General features: G+C 65.1%; 17 protein-coding genes and 2 tRNA genes. 5 read left to right on the top strand and 14 right to left on the bottom strand.

Annotated features, from left to right (window positions below):
- The 3 genes from VGV07_RS20595 to VGV07_RS20585 form a co-directional block, all read right to left on the bottom strand.
- Positions 1-1,044, bottom strand: coding sequence for a hypothetical protein (locus VGV07_RS20595; RefSeq protein ID WP_326870609.1), 1,044 nt, complete (start codon positions 1,042-1,044; stop codon positions 1-3).
- Positions 1,045-1,138: 94 nt separating this feature from the next.
- On the bottom strand, positions 1,139-2,626 hold the full coding sequence (locus tag VGV07_RS20590; RefSeq protein WP_326870608.1) for a glycosyltransferase: 1,488 nt from the start codon (positions 2,624-2,626) through the stop codon (positions 1,139-1,141).
- 3 nt (positions 2,627-2,629) lie between these two features.
- Positions 2,630-3,949, bottom strand: a complete 1,320-nt coding sequence (locus VGV07_RS20585; RefSeq protein ID WP_326870607.1) for a UDP-glucose/GDP-mannose dehydrogenase family protein — start codon at positions 3,947-3,949, stop codon at positions 2,630-2,632.
- 829 nt (positions 3,950-4,778) lie between these two features.
- Between VGV07_RS20585 and VGV07_RS20580 the strand changes: the two genes are divergently transcribed.
- The 3 genes from VGV07_RS20580 to VGV07_RS20570 all read left to right on the top strand — a co-directional run bounded on the left by VGV07_RS20580 (position 4,779) and on the right by VGV07_RS20570 (position 7,937).
- Positions 4,779-5,201 carry a response regulator gene (locus VGV07_RS20580; protein WP_326870606.1) on the top strand — a complete coding sequence of 141 codons (423 nt, stop codon included), beginning with the start codon at positions 4,779-4,781 and terminating at the stop codon, positions 5,199-5,201.
- Between the two features lie 98 nt (positions 5,202-5,299).
- A complete protein-coding gene (locus tag VGV07_RS20575; protein ID WP_326870605.1) occupies positions 5,300-6,295 on the top strand; it encodes an amino acid ABC transporter substrate-binding protein in 996 nt (331 codons plus the stop codon).
- Positions 6,276-7,937, top strand: coding sequence for a L,D-transpeptidase family protein (locus VGV07_RS20570; RefSeq protein ID WP_326870604.1), 1,662 nt, complete (start codon positions 6,276-6,278; stop codon positions 7,935-7,937). Before VGV07_RS20575 ends, VGV07_RS20570 begins: the two co-directional genes overlap by 20 nt.
- Before the next feature lie 259 nt (positions 7,938-8,196).
- Here VGV07_RS20570 and VGV07_RS20565 read toward each other — a convergent pair.
- The 11 genes from VGV07_RS20565 to VGV07_RS20515 all read right to left on the bottom strand — a co-directional run bounded on the left by VGV07_RS20565 (position 8,197) and on the right by VGV07_RS20515 (position 20,830).
- Positions 8,197-8,272: transfer RNA gene (locus tag VGV07_RS20565), tRNA-Asn, on the bottom strand.
- 81 nt (positions 8,273-8,353) lie between these two features.
- On the bottom strand, positions 8,354-8,995 hold the full coding sequence (gene mobA, locus VGV07_RS20560; protein WP_326870603.1) for a molybdenum cofactor guanylyltransferase: 642 nt from the start codon (positions 8,993-8,995) through the stop codon (positions 8,354-8,356).
- 280 nt (positions 8,996-9,275) lie between these two features.
- Positions 9,276-10,358, bottom strand: a complete 1,083-nt coding sequence (locus VGV07_RS20555) for a DUF917 domain-containing protein (RefSeq protein ID WP_326870602.1) — start codon at positions 10,356-10,358, stop codon at positions 9,276-9,278.
- A 17-nt stretch (positions 10,359-10,375) separates the two neighbouring features.
- A complete protein-coding gene (locus tag VGV07_RS20550) occupies positions 10,376-11,479 on the bottom strand; it encodes a DUF917 domain-containing protein (protein ID WP_326870601.1) in 1,104 nt (367 codons plus the stop codon).
- On the bottom strand, positions 11,469-13,016 hold the full coding sequence (locus tag VGV07_RS20545) for a hydantoinase/oxoprolinase family protein (RefSeq protein WP_326870600.1): 1,548 nt from the start codon (positions 13,014-13,016) through the stop codon (positions 11,469-11,471). The genes VGV07_RS20550 and VGV07_RS20545 overlap by 11 nt, the downstream gene beginning before the upstream one ends.
- The gene (locus tag VGV07_RS20540; RefSeq protein ID WP_326870599.1) at positions 13,013-13,906 is read right to left on the bottom strand and encodes an ATP-binding cassette domain-containing protein; all 894 of its coding nucleotides are present in this window, start codon (positions 13,904-13,906) and stop codon (positions 13,013-13,015) included. Before VGV07_RS20540 ends, VGV07_RS20545 begins: the two co-directional genes overlap by 4 nt.
- Positions 13,903-14,748 (bottom strand): ABC transporter ATP-binding protein, encoded by an 846-nt coding sequence (locus VGV07_RS20535; protein WP_326870598.1) that lies wholly within the window; start codon positions 14,746-14,748, stop codon positions 13,903-13,905. Before VGV07_RS20535 ends, VGV07_RS20540 begins: the two co-directional genes overlap by 4 nt.
- Positions 14,748-15,635: an ABC transporter permease gene (locus tag VGV07_RS20530; protein WP_326870597.1), complete on the bottom strand. Its 888-nt coding sequence runs from the start codon at positions 15,633-15,635 to the stop codon at positions 14,748-14,750. The genes VGV07_RS20535 and VGV07_RS20530 overlap by 1 nt, the downstream gene beginning before the upstream one ends.
- Positions 15,635-16,657, bottom strand: a complete 1,023-nt coding sequence (locus VGV07_RS20525; RefSeq protein WP_326870596.1) for an ABC transporter permease — start codon at positions 16,655-16,657, stop codon at positions 15,635-15,637. Before VGV07_RS20525 ends, VGV07_RS20530 begins: the two co-directional genes overlap by 1 nt.
- 81 nt (positions 16,658-16,738) lie before the next feature.
- The gene (locus VGV07_RS20520; RefSeq protein WP_326870595.1) at positions 16,739-18,289 is read right to left on the bottom strand and encodes an ABC transporter substrate-binding protein; all 1,551 of its coding nucleotides are present in this window, start codon (positions 18,287-18,289) and stop codon (positions 16,739-16,741) included.
- A 201-nt stretch (positions 18,290-18,490) separates the two neighbouring features.
- Complete coding sequence (locus tag VGV07_RS20515; RefSeq protein WP_326870594.1) at positions 18,491-20,830, bottom strand: helix-turn-helix transcriptional regulator; 2,340 nt, start codon at positions 20,828-20,830, stop codon at positions 18,491-18,493.
- A 147-nt stretch (positions 20,831-20,977) separates the two neighbouring features.
- Here VGV07_RS20515 and VGV07_RS20510 point away from each other — a divergent pair.
- Both VGV07_RS20510 and VGV07_RS20505 read left to right on the top strand, forming a co-directional pair.
- Positions 20,978-21,051: transfer RNA gene (locus VGV07_RS20510), tRNA-Cys, on the top strand.
- Between the two features lie 169 nt (positions 21,052-21,220).
- A complete protein-coding gene (locus VGV07_RS20505; RefSeq protein WP_326870593.1) occupies positions 21,221-21,874 on the top strand; it encodes a protein-L-isoaspartate O-methyltransferase in 654 nt (217 codons plus the stop codon).
- The last annotated feature ends 197 nt before the right edge of the window (positions 21,875-22,071 follow it).

Genomic DNA, 22,071 nt, shown 5'->3' with positions numbered 1-22,071 from the left:
TTAGTGGCCCTCGTTCGCCGGTCCGTTGAAGGAGAAGAACCGCCCCACCGCCGCCAGCGGGTCGGATTTGATCAGCACGTCGACGGGCGAGCCCACCGTGCTCTGGTCGAGCGCGGTGGCCGGCACGAGCGTGACCGGAATGGCGGTGCCGTCAGTGGCGCTCCGCAGCAGTCCCGGCAATTGCTTGGCATCGAGCGACGCAGTGGTGACGACGCCGCTCGGCAGGTGCACTTCGGCATGGGCGCCTGAGGCGAGTGCCCTCAGGCCATTGCCGTCGACCTTCGATGAGATCACCACCGGCGCTTCCTTGGGTGCCACGGTCATCACCGTGTCGCCGGCCAGCACCGTGGCGCCGCCCTGGGCGGCACCGGGGGCCACGACGCAGTCGCACGGCATCGACACCGCGAGCACTTCGCCCGAGGTGGTGCGGATGGCGAAAGCGATCTCGCCCTTGGTCGCCGCCGGATTGACGAAATCGAGCTGCCCCGGGCTGATTGCCCTGAGGTCCATGCCGTCGAGCGTAATGGTGGAAAGCCCGGTGACCGGCAGCACGAACAGCCGCTCGTAGAGCTTTACGCCCACAAACCCCACCAGCAACAGCCCAAGCCCGGCAAAGGCGCCCCAGCGGATGCCGGTCATGACGCCCTGGGCGGCAGAACGCTGCGCCGTGGGCAGCTCGGACTTCACCTTCTGGGGCTTGTCCGCGGTGCGGATCAGCCCGTCGACGCCGATCAGTTCGCCGCCGACCACCGAGTTGAGGATGTAGCGCAACTGCGGCAAATGCGGGCCGGTTGGCTCGAGGAAGCGGAGCGTCACCGTGCCGGCTTCCGGCGCGCCGGCGCCGATCGCCGCATCCACCGGCAGGCTGATGGCGTAGCCGGGGAAGTTGAACACCAGTGTCACCAGCTGCACGCGACCATGCAGTTGTGGGTCGATCAGCCCGGTGGCTTCCGCCCCGACGATGCTGAGCGCGTTGCCCTGGAACGAGCGGCCGTTGATGATGACATTGAACGGCAGCCGGATGACCGGGTGTTCGCCGTGCACGGCGGGTTCTGTCGCAAGCGGGGCAGGCGAGGCGCTTCTGCTGGCTTTTGGTTTTTCGAGTTCTGCATGCGCTTCGGTCATTGCTGGTGAGCCCTCAGTTGGCATGGATCGGGAGGGGGCTAAGGAGCCCCGTGACGAAGATCACTCCGGCGACGAGCAGGCCCAGGGCGAGCACGTGCATGTAGCTGGAGCTGATGGAGCGGACCCTCCCCTCAGCGCCGCCGCTGTTGCTGACGCTGGTCGCCGACTGGCGGGTCCAGCGCTGGCGGTCGAGGCGGAACATGACCGAGGTCTTGATCGCGGCGCCGAACAGCTGGCCGAAATAGAGCAGGAACGGGTAGGTGATCGGGAACGGGCCGCCGAAGCTGGCGAGCAGCCAGCAATAGGCGTAGCGGGTTGCCATCACCCAGGCGACATAGGCGACCGCGATCAGCGGATCGACGAACACCGAGAACAGCACGATGCCCACCGGTGCGGTCAGCGTCGTCCACATCGAGACGCGCTGGTCGAGGATCGACCACCAGGCAAACGGCCCGATTTTGGCCGGCGACAGCGCCAGGGCGCGGCCATTGGTGCGCAGCATGTTGCCGAACCAGCGGCGCATCAGGGTGATGGCGCTTTCGACGAAGCCGGGCTTGGGCTGGGTTTCCATCGAAACACAGGCGACATCCGGCAGGTAGGCCATCTCGTAGCCGTGCTTCAGCAGCCAGAACCAGGTCGACTTGTCGTCGCCGGTGAGGAACTTCACCCGGCCCAGCCGCCAGTGGTCGATGTAATCCTGCTCGACCGAGGCGATGAATTCTGGATTGGTGGCGAGGTCGGCGCGGAACACCGACATGCGGCCGGTGAGCGTCAATACGCGCCCGCCCAGCGCCACCGCCGACATCATCATCTGGCGCTGGGTGAAGCGCAGCTTGAACCAGTCGCGGAACAACGGGGCGTCATCGATCTCGGCGCGCTCGTGCGTGGTGAGCGCTCCAACCTTGCCGTTGGCGAAGAACGGCGCGGCGCGTTCGACGATGTCTTCGGGGATCTGGGTGTCCCCGTCGATCAGCAGCACCACGTCGTCGGCGCTGGGGTAGCGGCGGGCGATCGAGCGGAGCGACGTGGCGAGCGCATCGCGCTTGCCGGTGCCATCTATGCGGTCGATCACCACCTCGACGGTGTTGGTGCCATTGAGCACCTGCGCCGCGACGGCACGGATCAGCCGCTCATCGGCAAGATCGACCACCGAGGCGACCACGGTCGAACCGCCGGGGGAGCGACGGGCTGCCTCAAAGATCGAACGATAGACCCGCGAGGTGATCGCCGCTTCGATCTTGTAGCTGGTGGCGAGGAAGAAGGCGTGCGCGGGCCGCTTTGTCGCGTAGAGCGCCTCGGCGGCAGCGCGCCGCCGAGGGTAGAAGACGCGGATGTAGAGGTGCGCACGAACGAAGTTGACCAGCGCCCAGCTGTAGCGCCAGAGCCCGATCACCCCCAGGGTGAGGAACACCCCGGCGCCCCCCGAGAAGGCGGAAGCCGGCACGGTGCTGGCGATGGCCGCGGCCGAGAGGACGTAGATGGCGTGCGCGAGAAGGTTCATGGCTTACCAGCAGATGCCTTCGTAGGTGCCGTTGGAGCGGAGCGACGCGTTGATGCGCGTGAGGTCCACCAGCGAGCGGTACTCCGACACCGAGTTGAGTGGCGCGATGGTCTCCTCGTAGCGGTTGCCGACGAGGATCACGTCGGACCCGGCGATCAGGTCCTCGATCTTGCCGACGAGGCGCGACGGCAGGTCCGGCACCACGTCATTGCCGCGGCCCATGGCGCTGACGCCCCCGGCCACTGCCTGCGAGACGTACGGGTCGTAGACACGCAGCTCGAGGCCTTTCGAAATCAGCCGGCTCGCCAGTTCGGCCAGCGGGCTTTCGCGCAGGTCGTCGGTGCCCGGTTTGAAGGCAATGCCGACAAGGCCGACGGTCTTGGCGCCGGAATTGGCCACCATCTTTTCGGCCCGGTCGATCTGCGCCGCGTTGGCAATGAGCACGGCGTCGAGGAGCGGCGAGGGGACGCCTTTGTTCGCGGCAAGGTGCTGCAGCGCCCGGACATCCTTGGGCAGGCAGGAGCCCCCAAAGGCGAAGCCGGGCTTCATGAAGTAGGGCGAGATGTTCACCTTGGTGTCGGCGCAGATGAGCTTCATCACCTGCTGGCCATCGACACCCGACGCTTTGGCGATGTTGCCGATCTCGTTGGCGAACGTCACCTTCACGGCGCGCCAGGAGTTGGACGCATACTTCACCGCCTCGGCCGTCTTCAGCGTCACCACGTGCGAGGGCACGGGCATCTGGGCGTTGATGTCCTTGAGGATCTGCGCCGTGCGATCTTCGAGTGCGCCGAAGACGATGAGGCCCGGATCGTAGTAGTCCGCTATGGCAGTCGATTCCCGAAGGAACTCCGGGTAGTAGCCGACGCCGAAATCCTGCCCGGCGACCATGCCGCTCGCGTCTTCGAGCACCGGGATGCAGGTCTCGTCCATGGTGCCGGGCACGATGGTCGAGCGGATGATCACCGAGTGGAAGCTCTGCTTGTGCCTGATCGCCTCGCCGATATCGGCGCAGACGCCCTTCACATATTTGAGCCCGACCGCGCCGGTGTCATCGCTCGGCGTGCCGACGCAGACGAAGCTGGCATCGGTGTCGAGCACCGCCTGCTGGCCATCGGTGGTGGCGCGCAGCCGACCCGAGGCAACGGCGCGGGCGATGATCTCGTCGAGCCCGTTCTCGACAATCGGCGAGAGGCCGGCATTGACTGCGCTTACCTTGGCAGGGTCGAGATCGACCGCCACCACTTCGTGGCCATCATCCGCCAGACACGCTGCGGAGACGACGCCGACATACCCGATCCCAAAGACGCTTATTTTCGCCACGACGGTCCTCTTTCAGAAGTGTGAGCAATATTGTTCTCGCCCGACGGGCGAGTTGTTGATTGGCGACTGAGTACAGAACGACGAGCTACAAGCTCGCTGGCCCCGTTAGGCTAAGTGACATCAGAGGTACTCTCCACCGCTGGAGTGACCGTTGTTGACGCTTAGTATTGGCATCCTTGCCGGTGATGGCCGTTGTTCGCCATCCGATGCATGAAAGCCTGTTCGCTGGGCTCCAAGCTGAGAAGCAACCCGGACTCATATGAGCCATGCAGCGGCCGCATGACGTGCGATCGTCATCATGCTGCCGCCTTTCGATTTGCGCTGCGTCAAACCGCACACGGCCTGCGGCATTGCGTCAGTCGGACCCCGATTTCATCCGTGATCGAAGCGTGGTCGCATTGCGGCGAAACCGTGCCTCGCTCCGACGCTCACGGGCGCGTGATTACTTTTTGGGCATTTTTTGCCCATTCCATCGCGGATGACGACGGGATGACAGCGCTGCCGATTTGCGCTGCAACAACTGGCGCGAGGGTCGTGCCAAGGCCGAAAACTCAAGCAAACCGGCCATATCAGGCTTTTTGTTCGGAGCTTTATCTAATCCTCGTACGATTTCGGCGAGGATTCGTTAGGTCTTTATGCGCACCTCGCGCGTGGAACGGGGGCGCGTATCACTGGTCGCGCTTTTGCCGTCGTTAAGCGAAAGGATTCGCTTCGGGCCGAGTCGAAGTCGGCCTCTTCGGCTCGGAGTCGAGGAGGTGCCACTTCGGTTCGTATGCGTGGCGTCGGGAAGGCCCACGCGCATGGGTGTAAAAAATGCGGGTCTCCATAATTGACATCAACCGGAAGCAGCCGGCCACTGGTCCTCATCGTCGAGGACGAACCCATGATCATGCTTGGGGCAGTGCAATTGTTCGAGGCGGCGGGGTTTGAAGCCCTGGTCGCCTTCAGTTCCGACGAGGCGGTGGCGCATCTCGAAAGTCGTTCGGGTATTGTCGTCGCCTTCATAGAGTATGACGTGCCGGGCACCATCGATGGCGCCCAGCTGGCTGAAACCGTCCGCAACCGCTGGCCGACCATCGAGATCATCGTCGTGTCGCGACCACGACCTGGCGAAACGCCGGATCTGCCGCTGGGGGCGCGCTACTTCGAAAAGCCGTACACCCACGCCGAGATCGAGCGTGCCCTCGATCAACTGGGCCTGGCCGGCACCGTGCCCCGCGCCCGGACCAACCTGCCGCCGCGCGGCGCATAAGAACGATCGCGCAACGGCGGTGGTGGCCCAAGGGCTTGTGCATCGTCGCCGTTGCAGCCAAGACTGATCAAGTTCGCATCCAGCCATGAGGGTGGCCAATGCACCGACGCCTACTGGCAACAGCAATGCTGGCCGTTCTCGCGTCGACGTCGGCCGGCCTGGCCGGCACGCTCGACGACGTCCGCGCCCGCGACAAACTGATCTGCGGCGTCAGCGAAGGACTGGGCGGCTTTTCACTGCAGGATGGGGCAGGGGCGTGGCAGGGCTTTGACGTCGACTTCTGTCGGGCTGTGGCGGCAGCGACGCTTGGTGATGCTGAAAAGGTCGAGTACGTGCCGCTTTCGGCCGAGGCGCGATTCGCCGCGCTGAGCGACGGCAAGATTGACCTCCTGTCGCGCAACAGTACCTGGACCATGTCACGCGATCTCGGGCTGGGGCTGGATTTCCCCGCTACCAGCTATTTCGACGGACAGGGCTTCATGATCCCGGCCATCTTCGGCGCCATCAGCCCGCTCGAGCTCGATGGCGCCAGCATCTGCGTGGTCAGCGGCACCACCACCGAGGCCAATGCGGCGGCTTATTTCGACAAGGCCGGCCTCAACGTTTCCTTCCTGAGCTTTGAGGAACGCGACGAGGCCCGCGCGGCCTATGCCGATGCCAAATGCGACGCCTACACCGCCGATCGGTCGGCCCTCGCTGCCGAGCGCGCCGCACTGGCAACCCCTGATGAACACGTCATCCTCAAGGATGTCATCTCCAAGGAGCCGCTCGGCCCCGTGGTGCGCGACAGCGATCCGCAGTGGACGGCCCTGGTGCGCTGGACCCTCTACGCCCTGATCGACGCCGAAGAGCAGGGGCTCGATACGGCCTCGATGAGCGGTGGCGGTGCCGATGCGGCCAGGGCCATGGGTGCGCCGGCTGTGAAGGCGCTGGGACTATCCGAAGACTGGCTGGTCAAGGTGCTCGCCGGTGTCGGCAACTACGGCGAGATTTTCGAGCGCAACCTCGGCGAGGAGACGCCGATGCAGTTGAGCCGTGGCGTCAACGCCCTCTGGACCCAAGGCGGGATTCTCTATGCGCCGCCCATGCCCTGAACTGATCCGTAGCGTCGTCGTCGCGCTGCTGGCGCTGCTCCTCGTTGCGCCGGTCGTCGTCGGCTCGGCTGTCGCGCAGGACCGGGTCGATCTGTCGCCGCGCGATCTGGCGGTGGTTCGCATCAATATCATCGACCTGCTTGCCAACGAACCGCGCCTGCCGCTGCCGATCAAGCAGCGTCGCGATGTGCTTCGTACCTATTATGAGGAGCAGAGTGGCGATCTGCTCTGGCTCAACAGTGCGCGCGCCGGCGCCATGGTGTCACGGCTCGTGAACGCCACAGACGACGGCCTCAACCCCGATGATTACCCCGGCCAGCAACTCGCCGACCTGATGGCGGCGGCGGGCGACACCGACAAGCGCAGCCTCGCCATCATCGAGCTCTACTTCTCGGCCGCCTTCCTCGAATACGCCTCGGACCTGAAGGTCGGCCGGTTCCTCCCCAACAAGATCGACCCGAACTTCTTCCTCACCCCGCGCAGCATTGATGAGGCCGCCGCGCTGGCCGGCGTCGCTAAGGTCGCCGATGTTGAGACCGTGCTGCACGCCTGGGAGCCGCAGAACGCCGAGTACCAGGCGCTGCGGCAGGCGCTCGACGACTATCACGCACTTGCCGTGCTCGGCGGCTGGGGCACCGTGCCGCTTGGCGACACTCTGAAGCCCGGGATGACCGACCCGCGCATCCCGGCGCTGCGCGCCCGTCTCGCGGTTACCGACGGCGCTGCAGCCACCGCGCCGGGCGAACCCGAGTTCTACGACGATGCGCTGGTCGAGGCGGTCAAGCACTTCCAGGCGCGCCATGGCCTTGAAGTCGATGGCGTCGTCGGCCCGGCCTCGCTGGTCGCCATGAACGTGCCGATCGAGGATCGCATCGAATCGATCGATTTCGCCATGGAGCGCTGGCGCTGGATGCCGGACGACCTCGGCCGGCAATACATCATCGTCAACATCGCCGGCTTCGAACTGCGCCGCATCGCCGATGGCGAGATCAAGGAGAAGATGGCGGTGGTGGTGGGCAAGCCCTATAGCCGCACGCCGGTGTTCAGCGACGCTATCCGCTATCTCGAGTTCAACCCGTACTGGAACGTGCCGGCCGGCCTCGCTGCCAAGGAAGAACTGCCCAAGCTGCAAAGCAACCCGGCAGCCGTCGCCGCTGCCGGCTTCGAGGCCGTGCGCGGCAAGGACGTCTACGACGTGCGCCAGGTCGATTGGGCGCAGGTGACACCCAGTCGCTTCCCGTTCCAGCTGCGCCAGAAGCCGGGCACCAACAACGCCCTGGGCCGGGTGAAGTTCATGTTCCCCAATTCCCATGACGTCTACCTGCACGATACCCCGTCACGCAGCCTCTTCGGTCGCGCCGAGCGCGCTTTCAGCCACGGCTGCATCCGCCTGTCGCGTCCGCTCGAGCTGGCCGATCAGGTGCTGGCGGCGGGCGGTGTCGAAGGCTGGTCGAATCAGCGCATCGATACCGTCGTGGCGTCGCTGAAGAACACCGTGGTGAACCTCAAGACACCGCTGCCGGTGCACATCACCTACCTGACCGCTTGGGTCGAAGCTGACGGCGTCCACTTCAGTTCCGACATTTACGGCCACGACGAAAAGCTGCTCGCCGCGCTGGACGGCAAGTCGCTGGCCTGGTGAGGCCGGGCTGGATCACTTCACGGATGGGCTGAACCACTACGATTGCCCCATCCTCGATGTCATCCCAGCGAAAGCTGGGGACCCAACTCGCAGCCCGCGCCAGCGGAAAGATGGGTCCCAGCTTTCGCTGGGATGACAGCCGGTTAACGGGGAACGGTTGAGCACAACCGGTCTCTCAGGTGCAGGCAAAACCCGCAAGCGACCATAAGCGCCGGGCCGAAGCCCGCTTTGCTCAATCACAAATCTGAAGGGGAAAGATTGGCTCCGCGGCTTGGACTCGAACCAAGGACCATTCGATTAACAGTCGAATGCTCTACCAACTGAGCTACCGCGGAACACGTGCCCTCTTGCGAAGGCAGCGCCCGTGTAGCGGTTTTGATTTCCTTTGCCAAGCCCGAATTTCCGATCTCGGAAACTCAATCGCCAAGCGACCCGACCCTGGCCGCCCGCAGCCGCAGATCGGCCAGATCTTCCGGGGTGTTGACGTTGGCGAATGGATCGCCGGCAGGGCTTCTCGGCCACTCGATGGTGTGGCCCTCAGACCCGAAACATAGTGATTTGAGACTGCGTGGTGCGGTTCCGGCCTGCACCTGCTCCGCCAGGTCGCGGAATCGCGCAACGCGCCAGATCGCGTTGGTGGGGTAGGGCTGTCCGCCATAGGCGGCGATTGCTGCGGGCGCCTCGCCGAGCCCGTCGACAAGGCGCGTGACGAAGTCTGGCGGCAGGAACGGGGTATCCACGGCGACGCTGACCAGCAGCTCTGGCGGCGCAGCCAGGCCATTGAGGTAGGCGATGGCCCCAGCAAGACCCGCCAGCGGCCCGGCATAGTCGCTGTCGAGGTCGGGTACGGCGACCATCCCGGCCAGGAGGTGCTGCGCTGCCGGATCGATTCGCCCATGCCCGACCAGTAACGGCGAGCAGGCTCCGAGCCGCTCCGCGATGCGTTCGAGCAGGCGCCGCCCGCCAAGCACCAGTTCGGACTTGATCACTCCACCCAGCCGCTCGCCGCGTCCACCGGCGAGGATCAGCCCGGCGATCGAGTGTTGATTCTGTGCCATAGCAGAGCGCTCTACCGCCTTGGTGGTCTTGAGAAATCTGCCCCTGCCACTGAGCGGGGGTCGGCATCAACTCTACTTCCGATCGCCACCACAAACAGCCGGGTTCGGGCCGTTCGCCGGGAGGTGACCTGTCCCGATCTTTCGGCTGTCGCATCCCTCCCCCTTGAGGGGAGGGAACGAGGGAGGGGGTGGTCCTGTGATCACCGATGGACCCCCACCCCCAACCCCTCCCCTCAAGGGGGAGGGGAGCTCGCGGCTTGTGCCTGCGAACAGACCACCTTCAGCGCCCGAAATACTCGCGATAATCGGTGTCGTAGCCGAAATAGCGCGGGCCGACGAGTTCGATGCCGGCGGGTGTGAGCCATTGCGGGTTGGACGGCATGGCCAGCGCCTTGAGCCTGAGGCCGTAACGCAGCGCATCGGCGGTGACCGGCAGACCCGATTCGGCGTCGAGCACGGTGATCAGGTCCGGCGTCGTAACGATGATCTCGCCATCGCGCTCGGCCATCAGGAACTCGTTCTGGAAATCGAGCCGGAAGCTGTGGCCCTTCCACTCTTCGACTCCTTCGAAACGGGCGGTGCCGCGGGCGAAACCGCCGACGGTGCGGCGCTCGATATCCTTGATACGGCCATGGAAGATCACGTCGGCCTCGAGCTTTTCAACGATCGCGTTGACCGGGTCGACATGGCCGGCCTTGGCCTCACGCAGGGTGCGGCCGAGCTCCGAGCAGAGCGTCAGCGTGCCGCGCACGATTGCCTTCTTCGCCACCGCGCCGGACATCGAGTAGAAGGCGAGCAGCGCCGAGCCGCCCATTTCCACCGTCGCGGCGCGCGCCAGCCGCTCTGTCCAGGCATTGCTGACCGTCTCGAGCACCAGCGAGTTGCCCTTGTCGTCGCAGAGCACCATCGGCGTCGCCGAGACGCCGTGCATGGTGAAGGTCACCATCTGCAGTTCGGGATAGGCGCGGCCCATGCCGTCGCCATCGACCAGCGGCAGGCCGGCCATGGCGGCGACGACGAACGGGGTGGTGGAATTGACTCCACCGGCCTCGCCGCAGAGCACGGCGTCGATCTTCCTGCCGAGCAGTTGCTCGAGCGCGCGGAAGGCGTTGATCAGCTCCTCGCCCTGCGGCAGCTTCTCGGTCATCACTGTGGGGGCACCCATCATGCAGACCGGAACCACCAGGGCGTCGTCGGGCAACTCGTCGATGTCGACGAGCTTGACCGGGCCGTACTGTTTGATCGCCTGCTGGGCCATCAGCTTGCCGACATAGGGGTCGCCGCCGCCGCCGGTTCCGAGGATGGCGCCGCCGGTTGCGATGTCTTCCATATCCTCGGCGTAGATGGTGCGAAGAAACTTCATGATATGGTTCCTTTGCCTCAGGCCACTACGGGCTGGGGCTGCAGCGGGTTGAAGGTGAGTTCGGGATAGCCGAAGGCCTTGGGACCGACGATTTCCAGCGCCTTGGGCGTCTTCATCAGATCGTGGACGGGCAGCCCGATGACGGCGATGCGCTGGCCGTAGCGGAGCACCTCGGTAGTGATCGGCTCGCCGGTATCGAGCTCGAGGTTGATGATCAGGTCAGGCACCATGATCACCGGCACCTCATCGACCCACAGCACCAGGTTCTCATTCTGGATGGCGATGCGCGCTTCCGAGCCGGCCCAGTCGCCGACACCACTCAGGTGCGCATGGCCGCGGGCGAAACCGCCCACCAGTTCACGCCTGATATCGGTGACCTTGCCGGTGAAGAACAGCTTGCCACCGGTCGAGGCGACGACCCGCTCGACGACGTTCTGCCGCTTCTGCCGGGCATCGAGCACGGTCTGGCCGATCTGAAGGGCCTGCGTCACCGTGCCGGGAACGGCAGTGCGACGGACGAACTCCATCGCCATCGGCGCGATGGCGAGACCTGCCGCCGCCCCCATGTTCACCGCGACGCCGCGAGCAAAGGTCTCGAGCCAGAACATGTCGATCACCTCCTTGAAGACGACGACATTGCCTTTCTCGTCGGCGATGGCAGCCGGAGCGGCCTTGGCCCCATAGATGAAGAAGGTGGTCATCTGCACTTCGGGGAAGGCTCGGCCCATCCCGTCGCCATCGATCACCGGCAGGCCCGCGTAAGCGGCCGCGATCACCGGCTCGAGCGCATTGGAGCCGCCGATTTCGGCCGAGATGGTGGCCGAAATCTTCACCCCCGCGGCCTCTTCCACGGCCCGCATGGCGCGAAAACACTCGCCGCCTTCCTCAATCTTTTCGACCCCGACCACCGGCGCGCCGATGCCGCCGACTTCGCCGACAAAGGCGTCGTCGGGCAGTGCGTCGAGTGGCAGCACGCGGATTTGTGCGCCCTTGCGGATGAGTTCGCGTGCCCTGAGCATCCCGACATAGGGGTTGCCGCCACCACCGGTGCCGAGCAGCGCTGCGCCGATCGAGAGCGGCAGCAGGTCGCTCTCCTTGAGCAGGTAGCCCTTATCCGACATGCAGTTCACCGACAGCCTTGACCCGCACGCGGGTGGCATTGCCGGGCAGGTACGCCAGCGGCACGTCCTCGACATCGACGATTTCGATCGACGAACGCAGCGCCCCGGCCGCGACGGCCGCTTCGGTGGCGCGGTCCTTGGCGTCGGCCAGCGCCTGGTCGCGTCCGATCTCGGCCAGCGCATAGACGCGATCGACCTCGCCCGAAACCTGCGCAATGGCGGCGCCAACGGCGTTGGCCACGGCAAAGTGGTTCGGCTTGATCACCTCGAGCCCGCCGATCGGGCCGTCGACGAGAATCGAGCCGCCCCCCACCACGATCACCGGCAGCGGTTCGGGCGACAGCCGCGAGCGTTCGACGCAGTCCTCGAGCATCGACATGATCCTGTCCTGGGTGCTCGCGATAAACGCGGGCGTCAGGTGCGCGACTTTGGATTTGTCGCCCAGCTCGTAGCGCCCCGAGGCAACGACCACGTCGGAGGTGGTGAGGGTTTTGCCGCCGAAGATCAGCGCCTCGGTGACGATCCGGTAGCCGACGGAAGTCGGGCCCACCTTGATGGCGCCGCCACTCTCGACAACGTGCGAACCACCCCCGAGGCCGATCGAGAACACGTCCGGCATCCGGAAGTTGGTTCGCACGCCGCCGACTTCCACGGCCACGGTGGCTTGGCGCGGGAAACCCTTGTGCAGCGAGCCGACATCGGAGGTGGTGCCGCCGATATCGACGACGATGGCGTCCGCAACCCCGGAGAGAAAGGCCGCGCCGCGCATCGAGTTGGTTGGCCCCGAGGCAAAAGTGAGCACCGGGAACTTTTCCGCGAATGCGGCATCCATCAGCGTGCCGTCGTTCTGCGTCAGGTAGAAGCGCCCCCTGATCCCGGTCTCGGTGATCGCCTTGCGGAAGGCCTCGATCACGTGCTTCGACAGATCGCGCAGGCAGGCATTCATGATCGCCGCGTTCTCGCGCTCGAGCAGGCCGATGCGGCCGATATCGCTCGACAGCGTAATGTGGACCCCCGGCAGGGCCTTGGCGAAGATTTCGCCGGCCTGCTTCTCGAACTCGCCGGTCACCGGCGAGAACACCGAGGTGATGGCGATGGTGTTGATGCCCTTGGCCTTGATGTCCTCGGCAATGCCGAGCAGTTCGGTTTCGTCGAGCGGCGAGATCACCCGGCCGTCGAACTCGTTGCCGCCATGGGCCAGGTAGCCGATGCCGCCGATCGCCGCCTTCAGGTCCTCGGGCCAATCGACCATCGGGGGCAGCGAGGCAGTGGCGGGGAGGCCGAGGCGCACGGCGGCGGTCTTTGCGAGGTCGCGCCGCTGCACCACAGCATTGGTGAAGTGGGTGGTACCGATCATCACCACGTCGATGGCCGAGGCATCCAGCTTCGAGGCTTCGAGCACCGCCTTCAGTGCGTTGACGACGCCGGTCATCACGTCGGCAGTGGTGGCGGCCTTGACGCCGGCAATAACAGTCGCGCCATCCATGACGACGGCGTCCGTATTGGTGCCGCCCACGTCGATGCCAATTCTGATCATTTTTCTGTCCTTTGGGAGACCGCTGCCGCTCCGCCCCGGAGCGCGATGAGTTGCTCCGCCGTGGGGATTTCCCCGTCGATCAGCGGAATTTTCGGCCGCATGGCTTCCTCCTCGGCCGAGATAACCGGCACCGAGGCAAGCAGCAGGCGGGTGTAGTCGTGTTGCGGCGCTTCGAAGACTGACGCCGTGGAACCGGTCTCGACGATCTTGCCGAGATAGAGCACTCCGACCGTATCGGCGAAGTTCCGCATCAGGCTGAGGTCGTGCGAGATGAACAGATAGGTGAGCCCGAGTTGCCGACCGAGATCGACCAGCAGGTCCATCACCCTGGCCTGCACCGAGACGTCGAGCGCCGAGGTCGGCTCGTCGAGGATCAGCAGTTGCGGCGCCACGGCCAGCGCCCGGGCGATGGCAACACGCTGCTTCTGGCCGCCCGACAGTTCATGCGGGTAGCGCAGAGCGAATTCTGTCGGCAATTGCACCATTTCGAGCAGCTCGGCGATCCGCTGCTTGTGCGTCCCACCGGGCATGCCGTGCGCGGCGAGTGGAACGGCAATCGACTGGCCCACGGTGCGGCGCGGGTTGAGCGACGAGCCGGGGTTCTGGAACACCATCTGCACCTTGCGGCCATAGGCCCGGGTGCCGGTCTCCCCGATAATGCTGTGGCCGGCGAGCCGGATCTCGCCGCTGGTGGGTGTCGCGAGCCCCATGATCATCCGGGCGATCGTCGATTTGCCCGAGCCGCTCTCGCCGGCGAGACCATAGACCTTGCCTTTCTCGATGGCGAACGAGACCTCGTCCACGGCACGCACGTCGCCGGTCTTGCGGCCAAAGCCATTGCGAACTGGGAACAGTTTGGTCAGCCCAGCGACTTCGAGCATGTTGCTCATACTGCAACTCCCGCCTGGCCGAAGCTGGTGCCGCCGGTGAGCCGGGGCACGGCCGCGATCAGCGCCTTGGTGTAGTCGTCGCGCGGCGCCTCGAAGAGCTCGGCCGTCGGCCGGTGCTCGACCACGACGCCCTTGTTCATCACGTAGACGTAGTTCGAGGTCTCCCGCACCACGCCCAGGTTATGGGTGATCATCAGCAGGGCGAGTCCGCGCTCTTCGACCAGGTCCTTCAGCAGCTTCAGGATCTGCGCCTGGGTTGTGACATCGAGCGCCGTGCCCGGCTCGTCGGCGATCAAGAGGCGCGGTTCGCTCAACAGCGCCATGGCGATCAGCACGCGCTGCCGCATGCCGCCCGACAGCATGATCGGGTAGGAGCGCGCCACCCGCTCGGGGTCGCGCATCCGCACCTGGCCGAGCACTTCATGCACCCGCGCCATCCGCTCGCGACGGTTGCGGCTGCGGCCGAGCCGGCGATCGGCATATTTGAGGATGGTGCCCATCTGGTCGGCGATGGTGAACACCGGGTTAAGCGAACTCATCGGATCCTGGAACACCATCGACATGGCGGTACCGCGCAGCTTCAGCCGCTCGCGGTCCGGCATGGTGAGAAGGTCGCGGCCATCGTAGAAGATTTCGCCGCCGGTGACTTTTGCCGGTGGGGTGCGCAACAGCCCCATGATGGCGCGCATGGTCACCGTCTTGCCCGAACCACTTTCACCCACGAGAGCAATCTGGGAGCGCGCCGGCACGTCGAGCGACACCCCCTTCAGCACCTCATTGGTCTGGCCGTAGGTGGTGAACTGCACACTGAGGTTGCGGACGGAAAGCAGGGCGTCGACCATCAGCGCACCTCCTGCACGTCGAACAGGTCGCGCAGGCCATCGCCCAGGAGGTTGAAGCCGAGCGCCACGATGAGGATGGCGAACCCCGGCAGTACCGATTCCCACCAGTAATCGGGCAGGAACGCCGAACCCGAGGCGACCATGGTGCCGAGGTCGGGAGTAGGGGGCTGGATACCGAGGCCGAGAAAGCTGAGCGAGGCGCCGACCAGGATGACGAATCCGGCGTCGAGCGAGGTCTTCACCGCCAGCGCCGAAACGCAGTTGGGCAGGATTTCGCGGAACAGGATGTGGAACTTGCTGGCGCCCAGCGTCTCCGCCGCTTCGACGAACTCCTGCGTTCTGAGCTGCCGGGTGATCGAGTAGATCAGCCGCGTGTGCCATGTCCACCAGAGCGCCGCGATCGCCAGCATCGAGTTGATCAGGTCGGGCGACAGCACCGCGGCAACCGCCAGCGCCATCACCAGCGGTGGGATGGCGAGGGCGATGTCGGTCAGCCGCATGATGACGATCTCGACCCAGCCGCCGAAATAGCCGGCGAGCAGGCCGAGTGTCGTGCCCACCGGGATGGCGATGCCGAGCACCACCAGCGCCAGGAGCAGCGAGATCCTGAGCCCGAAGATCACCCGGGTGAAGATGTCGCGCCCGACATTGTCGGTGCCGAACCAGTACTCCGCCGAAGGCGGCAGGTGGCGGGCCCTGAAGTTTACCACCGCCCCGACATGCTCGGGATAGGGGGTGATCCAGGGCGCGAGGAGCGCCGCCAGGATGGCGAGGATGACGATCGCCGCGCCGATCACCGCCGTCGGGTTGCGCGAGAAACGGTACCAGTTCTGGTAGGCGTTGGAGAGCCGGCGGGGCGGCGCGTTGGGCAGCGTTTCGCTGGACATCAGCGGCTCCCCCGAATGCGGACGCGGGGGTCGACAAAGCCGACCAGCACGTCGATGACGAGGTTGACCAGGACGAAGAACACGCCCGAGACCATTACCACGCCCATCACCGCGTTGAGGTCCTTCTGCAGGATCGTGCGGATGCCGTAGGCGGCCATGCCGGGCCAGGCGAACACCAGCTCGACGACAAAGGCGTTGCCGATCAGCGAAGCGAACTCGAGCCCGAGGATGGTCAGCGGCGGCACGAAACTGGGACGGAGCATGTATTTGAACACCCGGATCGGCTCCGGTACGCCGAAGGCGCGGCTCGCTTCGATATAGTCCTGGCTCGCCACGTCGATCATCGACGAGCGGGTGATGCGGGCAATCTGCCCCATGGTGGCGAGCGCCAGTGCGGTGGCCGGCAGCAGCAGGTGGCGCAGCGCCTCACCGAACACATCGAGGCGGCCGGCGAGCAGCGAGTCGACGGTCAGCAGCCCGGTAATGCCGGCAACGAACTCCATGTTGTGCGGCAGCCGCCCGGTGGTCGGCAGGATGTGCAGTACGTAGCCGGCGAGGATCTGCAACAGCAGGGCCGCAAAGAAGCTCGGGGTCACCGCCGAAAAGATCGCCAGCACCCGAACCAGCGTATCGGGCCATTTGTCCTTCCAGCGCGCCGCCGCGACCCCGAGCGGCACGCCCAGCACGAAGGCAAGGGTGATGGTCGCCAGCACCAGCTCGAAGGTCGCCGCGAACGTATCGCGGATATCGTCGTTGACCGGGCGCTCGGTCAGCAGCGAGCGGCCGAGGTCCCCCCGGCTGAGCCCGGCGATGAACATGCCGTATTGCTCGACGATCGGCTTGTTGAGCCCGAGCTTTTCCTGCAGGTCCGCCACCTGCTGCGCTGTGGCGGTGGGTCCGAGCGCCATGCGCGCCGGATCACCCGGAACGACGCGGGCAATGGCGAAGATGACGATCGACAGTCCCACGAGGACGAGGATCGACCACAAGATGCGCCGGAACAGGAAAAGCAGGAATTCCAAGAGGCAGCCGCCCTGGTAAGCCGAGAAGGGGTGGTGCGGGATTTGACGTCCCCGGCTTGATCGCCGGGGACGCCAAAGCTGTCAGCAGGTCCAGCTGTAGCGGGTGAAGTCGTAGTCGAACGACATCATCGGCACGGCCTTGAAGCCGGTGAGGCACTTGTCCATGGCATGCTGGACCGTCTGAGTGTTGAGGAACACGTCGGACTGCATGTCGACCAGCTTGTGCTGCACGGCCTTGTAGATCTCGGCTTGCTTGGCGGTGTCGCCGGTACCGCGGGCCTCGTCGATCATCGCGTCGATCTCGGGATTCTGCACCCACTCCATCGAGGCCCAGGTTCCGGCCGCTTCCGAGTGGTACTGGGTGAAGAACATCGAGTCCGGCGACGGATAGGTCGGGCCGAAGAAGATCTGGTTGACGTTCGGCGTGCTCTCGACCTTGCCCGCGATCTCGGTGATGCGGTTCCACGGGTCCGCCTGCTGGGTCACCACGAACCCGAGCTGCTCGAGGTTCGACTGCATCAGCAGGCTGATCTCTTCCTCGAACTTGGTCCCCGCCACATAGGCGAGGGTGATCGGGATCGGCGCGCCGGCATACTTTGACTGCGCCACTTCCGCCTTGGCGGCTTCGAGGTCGTAGACCGGCTCGGGGATATCGTCGGCGTGGAAAGCGGCGAAGGCCTTGGGCAGCGGCGTCGACAGCACGCCGCCGGGCGAGATCACTTCGCGGATCGTCGCATAGTCGGTGGCGAGCGCGATGGCCTTGCGGATATGCACGTCATCAGTCGGCGCGGCCTTGCTGTTGAGCTTGAGGTAGAACGCCGTCGAGGTCTCTTCCTTGGCGATGACGAAGCGACCCATCGCCTCGAGCGCGGTGTAGGTATCGGGAGACTGGAACTGGCTCGACATGGTCAGCTCGCCGGAAGCGGCGAGCGATCGCACGGTGGCCTCGTCATTGGTGATGATCCAATGCACTTCGTCGATCGGCCCGGCGCCGAAACCCTTGTAGTAGTCGGCATTGCGGGTGATCGTCATCTGGCTGCCGCGATCCCAGCTCTTGAGGCCGTAAGCGCCGGCGCCCGCGACATTGGTCGCGAGGTAAGTCTGGCCGTCGTCCGCACCCTCGTTGGCCTTCACCACCTCCTCGTTGAGGATGAAGATAGCCGGTACGGTGGTGAGGAACGGCGCAAAGGTCTTGGAAAGGGTAAACTTCACCGTCTTGGCATCGACCGCGGTCACCGAACCGGGCGCCAGCACGCCGGCGAACAGGTTCGCCGGACCCTGGTTGATGCGCAGGAGGCGCTCGACCGTGTAGACTACGTCGCTGGCTTCGACCGGCGAGCCGTCGGCGAACTTGGCGTCATCGCGCAGCTTGTAGGTGACTTCCTTTGCATCGTCAGACACTGTCCAGCTCTCGGCCAGCTCGGGGACGATGTTGCCGGCGGAATCGACCGTGACGAGCCCATCATAGAGGTTCACTGCCGCCATATAGTCGGTGTAGTCGGAGATTTTCGCCGGATCGATGGTGCCGAAGATCTGCACGGTGTTCATCGTCACGGTGACCGCCATGGCGGGCGCTGCGCCCAGCATGAGGGTCGAAAGTGCAGTTGCTGCAAGAAGCCTGTGCTTGGTCATGACTGTGATGTTCCCTGTCCCGTTTATTACCCACCTCGGCGCATTACCCCCGCGCCGGGAAGATTGCCCGGCTGCGCCGGCACTCCCTGGGGCCCGGCGTCACCTTGCGGTCGCACGAGCCCGATAAGGGAGCTTCGCAACAGCCGGGCACCAGGCTCAAGGCGCAAAGATGGCTAGGTTTTTGACTAAAACGTCGAGGTTTTAGCTCACGAGGCCAAGGGCACGGGCTGCGCTGATGGCCTCGCGGCGACGCTTGCAGCCGAGCTTGCGGTAAGCATTGGACAGGTGGAACTTCACCGTCGCTTCGCTGAGGCCCAGTGCGTTGGCAATGAACTTGTTGGACGATCCCTCGGAGATCATCATCAGCACTTTCGTCTCGCGCCGGCTGAGACCGTTCTGCGCGCCCAACGCCGAGTTGGGCAGGCCACCGTTGCGCAGGCGGCGCAGCACCTGGCGGACCGGCGCCGAGATCTCGAGGTACTCGCCGATGCGCTGTTGCTCAATCAGTTCGCTGAGGAACACCCGTTCTTCGGCCAATGGCGCGATCGCGCCGAGCCGGGCTGCCTCCTCGAACACCTTCTGCAGCAGCGCGCGGGCTCGCGACAGGTTTCGTTGCCGTTTGTGGACGAAGGCCAGCCAGACTTCGGCGCATAGCCGCTGGCGCCCGGTAAGGTTCAGGTTCCCGATGATGAAGCCGAGCTGGCGCTCAAGATGTGGCCGGGTCGGCTGCTCGTAGACGATGTGCCTGAGCCATATCATCGCCTGCACGATCTCGTCGCGGTCCTTGAGGCGCTCGAGCTCCTCGCCGGCGGCTGCGACCCATGAGCGGGTGATGCGGGTAGCGAGCGCGGCGACTTTCTCTGCCGCCTCCTGCCAGCGATTGGCGTTCTGCAGGATCGCAGCTTCGCGCAGTTCGATCATCAGGCCGAACTGCCGGTTGGAGATCTGGTAGACCCGCCAGCGATCGAGGAAATTCCGCGCCGCGAGGGTGGAAAAGTGCTCGCTCAGCGCCTGGCTGCCATAGTGCAGGGCGAACTCGATCAGGCTGGGCCAGATTTCGCCATGGACGAAATCGTCGAGTTCCGTGCTGAGGAAACGCGCCAGCGGCTCGGGCTTACCGCCTTCGTAGTCGATGCAGGCATTGAGCAGCGCCAGGAGGCGCTCGTCGCCAGGACTGTCGAACGCAATGGCGTGCAGGTAGCGCGCCGCCTGTTCGGCGTGCCCGCGTGCATTGTTGGCGTCGCCCATCAACAGCCGCACCAGCGCCTGGTGCAGGCTGATATAGAAGGCGAGCATGGGCACCTTGGCCTGCTCGTAGTGGTAGAGGGCGCGCTGCGCGACGTCCTCGGCAGCCGCGAGGCGCCGGCCGCGGATGTAGAACTCCAGCACCGAGTTGTAGAAGCTGCCGCGCACGATGTGATCGTCGAGCGGCAGATCGCCCAAAGTGTCGAACACCTGCTCGAACAGCTCGTCGGTGAGCTGATAGTCCTCGTAGATCAGCATCACCACCCGGAAGGCGAGCAGATCCGTGCTGTACTTTTCGCGATGGGTGAAGACGCTGTGGAAGTCGTTGATCCCTGGGCCGAAGCGATCGGCCAGCAGCCGGCGGGCGCGTGCCACCTCGCCATGCTTGAGGGCCTGCATCGCAAGGCTCATCACCAGCGTGTCATTGCCGAGCGCGTAGTCGGCCGGAAAGCCCGCGAGCGCGCGATCAAACGCGGCTGCCCCGTGTCGGTAAAGGTAGAACCGGCCGCCACCGGCCGCGTAGACGGCAAAAGCCTCGTCGAAGCGGCTGATCGATTGCCAGATGGTGATGGCGTCGGTCATCAACCCGTGCTCGGTGTAAGCGGCCGCAAGTTCGGCCGCCCGGGCGGGATCCTCGCGCCGCGATGCGATCTCGGTGGCAAATGCACGAGCCAGTGTCGTGCGAACGGGATCGAGCAACGACAGCAGCTCCAAGCTCGTGGTCGTGGGCGTGATCCCGTCCAGCCACGCGGCAAGTGCTGCAAGTTCGACCGCAGGCATAGGCGCCAGCAACTCGCTGGCGAGGAAGCTCACCAACACGTCTTCCCCCGCGTTCGATCGGCCCAGCAGCAGTGGCCAGCCCTGCGACTGCTGAAAGCTGCGCTCGGCCAGCCGCGCCGGCATCGCCTGCCGCAACTCATCTCGCCCGATCAGCAGGTCCGAAATGCCAAAACGCCGGACGTTACCGTATGCCGCGGCGCGATCAAGCGACGGCAGCACCGTCTCCGGCCGCTTGGCGATTATGATGCGGCGATCGCCGCAGACGTATGCCTCGGGCAGCGGATCTGGCGCACTCCCTGGCGGGATGTCCCATAGCGCAATCTGAACACCCGCCACGGGTGGCGCCGAGGCCGAGCGGTGAACGCTCACTCCCACCTCGTCCGCCAATTGCGCCAGGAGGATGGATTTGCCCATGCCCGCCGGCCCTTCGAGCAGCACAACCGTTTCGGACGCAGCGAGCAACTCACGGCGCTTCTGCGTGCGGTCGACCTGCGGTCTCGTCGGGGCATTAGGCATGGGCAAGGCGGTCCTGTTCCGGAGAACAAGGCCGGAAAACCAAGGCGGACACAAGCGATGCGGGCGTATCCTTTGAGAAATGCCGTTGTCATTGATCCTGTTCAGCTTGCATCAAGAATTGCTCTGCCATATGAACCGCCTCGGTGAGGCCACATGGCGGAGTGGTTACGCAGCGGATTGCAAATCCGTGTATTCCGGTTCGATTCCGGATGTGGCCTCCAAGCTTCCCCGAGACATCCCGTTACTCCGAGCCTGCATCGACGCAGGTGCGCTGGCGGGCGATTGCCCTATTCCCGACGATGCTCATGTGCGCCGATCGCTCCCCTCCTTGAAGCATTCATCAGCGGGGCGTATGCACCTGCCAGACGCCTCCAGTCCGAGGGAGCCGATATGGCCGATTTTGCGAATGCCCGCCTCAAGATGGTCGATAACCAATTGCGCACCAGCGGCGTTACCGATCACCGGGTTCTCACCGCCATGGGTGCCGTTCGGCGGGAAGCCTTCCTGCCGGCCGATCGCGAGGCACTGGCCTATGCCGACGTGTCGCACGCGCTGGGTGGGGGCCGCTATCTAGGCGCACCGGCGCCCTTCGCCAAGCTGCTGCAGCTTGCGGAAATCGCAGCGACCGATCGCGTCCTCGATGTCGGTGCGGGCACCGGCTACTCGACGGCCGTGCTGGCGCAACTCGGCGCCTCGGTGACCGGACTAGAGATGGATGTCGGGTTGGCCGACAAGGCGAGGGCCAACCTCGAGGCCGCCGGAGTGAGCAATGCCGAGATTGCCGTCGCCAGCTTCGACGGGGCAGGGCTGCCGCATGACCACTTCGACGTCATCATCGTCGAGGGGGCAGTTGCCGCCGAGCCGACGCCGCTGTTCCACCTGCTGCGCGAGGGCGGACGGCTGGTGGCGCTGATCGCCAATGGCGGTCCAGCTGTCGCGCATATCTTCGTCAAATCCGCCGGCGAGGTTGCCGGCCGCAGCGAGTTCAACACCTCGCTGCCGCCGCTGACCGAAGCTCCGCGGGTCGAGGCCTTCGTGTTCTGAGCCGGTGTTTAGCTAACTGACCCGCGGTTCGGCAGTGTTGCCGGCCAATCACGGGCCCAAACATTTCCAAGGTTAAAACCTCGCAACACTTGAGTTGCGAGGTTGTGCGTCCCATGTGCCCGACGTAACGTCGGAAGGCTGTCGGAGGTTTTGACTATGCGTTTCCTGGGGGCAATGCGGGCGGGCGCCCTTGCCGT

This window comes from Devosia sp., from assembly GCF_035944845.1.
Taxonomy (GTDB): Bacteria; Pseudomonadota; Alphaproteobacteria; order Rhizobiales; family Devosiaceae; genus Devosia_A.
Note: the sequence above shows the minus strand (reverse complement) of the source record. Positions and strands in the feature narration are given on the sequence as shown.